The organism is Streptomyces sp. P5F9 (genome assembly GCF_057961495.1).
The window spans coordinates 1-2461 of sequence record NZ_JBXVPZ010000792.1 but is presented as its reverse complement, the minus strand read 5'-3'; the positions used below and the strand labels follow the sequence as shown (position 1 = coordinate 2461).

The window sequence follows — 2461 nt, the reverse complement described above, 5'->3', positions numbered from 1 at the left end:
GGTGAGGGGGTGAGCGAGGGGTTCCTGACGGGCGCACTTTTCGGTGCAGGGGCGCTCTCCACGCCTGTCCGGCGCCTTCTCCACGCAGGCCGCCATATCCAGCCCGTCCGTCACTTTTCAGCGCAGGCCGCCCTACCCAGCCGGTCCGTCACTTTTCAGCGCTGGCCGGCGTCACTCAGCCCGTCCGGCGTTTGAGGACGAGGCCGTTCAGGCCGATGGGGGTCTGGGGGCGCAGCCCCCAGGGACGGTGCCACCAGTTCAGGGCAACAGGGGAAGCTCAGGGCACCCGGGGAAACCTCGCCTGCAACGTCCAGATCGCCGGATTCTCGCCGAGGGCATCATGCAGATCAACCAGGTCGGCGATCAGATCGTGCAGGAAGTCCCGCGCCTCGCGCCGGAGTTCGGTGTGCGAGAAGGTCAACGCCTCCTCGTCCCGCCGCATCCAGTCCGCCTCGACATCCACCCACCCGAACCGCCGCTCGAACCGCATCCGGTCGGTCGACTCGGTGAAGTCCAGTTCCGCCCGCTGCGGCCGGGACGCCCGCGACCCCGCCGGGTCCTGGTCGATCCGCTCCACGATGTCGCACAGAGCCCACGCGAAGTCGAGCACCGGTACCCATCCCCAGGCCGTGGACACTTCCCGGTCCGCCTTGGTGTCGGCGAGATAGACGTCACCGCAGAACAGGTCGTGCCGCAGCGCGTGGACGTCCGCGCGCCGGTAGTCGGTCTGCGGGGGGTCGGGGAAGCGGTTGGAGAGGGCGTAGCCGATGTCGAGCACGTAGGAGATGGTGTCACGGTCAGGGAGGTCCGGGCTCAGCCGGAGTCACCCCTCGGGACGCCCCCTCCCGGCGCCCTCCATCGGGCCCCTCACCAGGCTCGGCGGGACACTCACCGCCCCCGTCCCGCCCGGCGGCGGCCGCCTCCAGCAAGGTCCAGCCGTCGACCTCCACCGCCCGCGTTTCTCCCGGCCCCGGCACCCACCCGCGGGCCGATGCCGCGTCGAGGAGGGCGCGGACGGCGCCGGGTTCGTGGAGGTTGAGGGAGGCGCCACGGACGTGGCCCACATCCCCGGATCCGAAGGGGGCCCCGCCCGGGACGAACCGCCCCGGCCCCGCGACGAAGACGATCCGCAGCGCCCCACCGGTGCCGGACGGCTGGGGATTCAGCGTGAGGGTGTGGACACAGCCCACGGAGCCGCTGCTGCTGTGACGGTGAGTGTGACTGTGACGCAGCGACCACATGTACACGCGCCCGTCGGCGACAAGTCGGCGGGGCTTCTTGGATGAGCGGGGCACGGACCGAGCGTATGAGGGGCGAAGGGCGAGGACGAGGGATATTCGAGGTCCGACTTCGAACTCCGGCTTCGAACTCCGGCTTCGATCCCGGGCGGACTCCCCAGGGCGACGAGCCCCGGACTCGTAGGATCGCGCACGTGTCCCGATCCGTACGGCTTGTTCCCACACGGCTTGTTCCCACGTCCACCGCGTGCGCGCTGGCCCTCGTCCTGACGGCGTGCGGTGGAACAGGAGGAGTACAGGGCACCCCCGGCAGCGCGGGCGCAGCCGACCCGTACTTCCCCAAGGCGGGCAACGGCGGCTACGACGTGACCCACTACGCGCTGACCCTGGCGTACACCCCGGGCACCTCGGACACCTCAACTCCCTTGACCGGTACGGCGACGATCACCGCCCGGGCCACCCAGGACCTCTCCGCCTACGACCTGGACCTCAAGGGCCTGAAGGTCGACGCGCTGACGGTGGACGGCAAGAACGCTCCCTGGACCCGCACCGGCCAGGAACTGACGGTCCGCCCGCCCTCGACTCTCCCCAAGGGCAGGACGTTCAGGACGACCGTCCACTACTCCGGCACCCCCGAGACGATCACCGACCCCGACGGCTCGGAGGAGGGCTGGCTGCCCACGGCGGACGGCGCGCTCGCCCTCGGCGAACCGACCGGCTCGATGGCCTGGTTCCCCGGCAACGACCACCCGTCCGACAAGGCGTCGTACGACATCACGGTCACCGTCCCGAAGAGCCTCCAGGCGGTCTCCAACGGCGAGTTGAGAAGCGAGACGACGACGGGGACGGGCGCCGCCCGCACGACGACCTACACCTGGCGCACCGCACAGCCCATGGCGACCTACCTCGCCACGCTCGCGATCGGCCACTACGACATCACCCGCACCACCACGAAGAACGGCCTCCCCGTGTACGTGGCGGTGGACCCGCAGGAGGCGGCAGCGAGCCGCAAGGTGCTGGCGAAGATCCCCGAGATCATGGAGTGGGAGGAGTACAACTTCGGCCCGTACCCGTTCTCCTCCACCGGCGCGATCGTCGACCGCCGCGGCGACGCGGGCTACGCCCTGGAGACCCAGACCCGCCCGTTCTTCCCCGGCGCCCCCGACACCGCCACCCTCGTCCACGAACTCGCCCACCAGTGGTACGGCGACTCCGTCACCCCC

Annotated in this window: 3 protein-coding genes; 1 reads left to right on the top strand and 2 read right to left on the bottom strand. The window is 70.6% G+C overall.

Features of this window, described 5'->3' with window-relative positions; translation table 11 throughout:
- Positions 1–277: 277 nt before the first annotated feature.
- Both AC31A1_RS50140 and AC31A1_RS50135 read right to left on the bottom strand, forming a co-directional pair.
- Entirely contained in the window at positions 278–778 is a 501-nt protein-coding gene (locus tag AC31A1_RS50140; protein ID WP_489659715.1) for a hypothetical protein, read from the bottom strand.
- Between the two features lie 19 nt (positions 779–797).
- A complete protein-coding gene (locus tag AC31A1_RS50135; protein WP_489659716.1) occupies positions 798–1247 on the bottom strand; it encodes a hypothetical protein in 450 nt (149 codons plus the stop codon).
- A 185-nt stretch (positions 1248–1432) separates the two neighbouring features.
- Between AC31A1_RS50135 and AC31A1_RS50130 the strand changes: the two genes are divergently transcribed.
- Positions 1433–2461 (top strand): M1 family metallopeptidase (locus AC31A1_RS50130; protein ID WP_489659714.1); only part of this gene is annotated, 1029 nt, incomplete at its 3' end.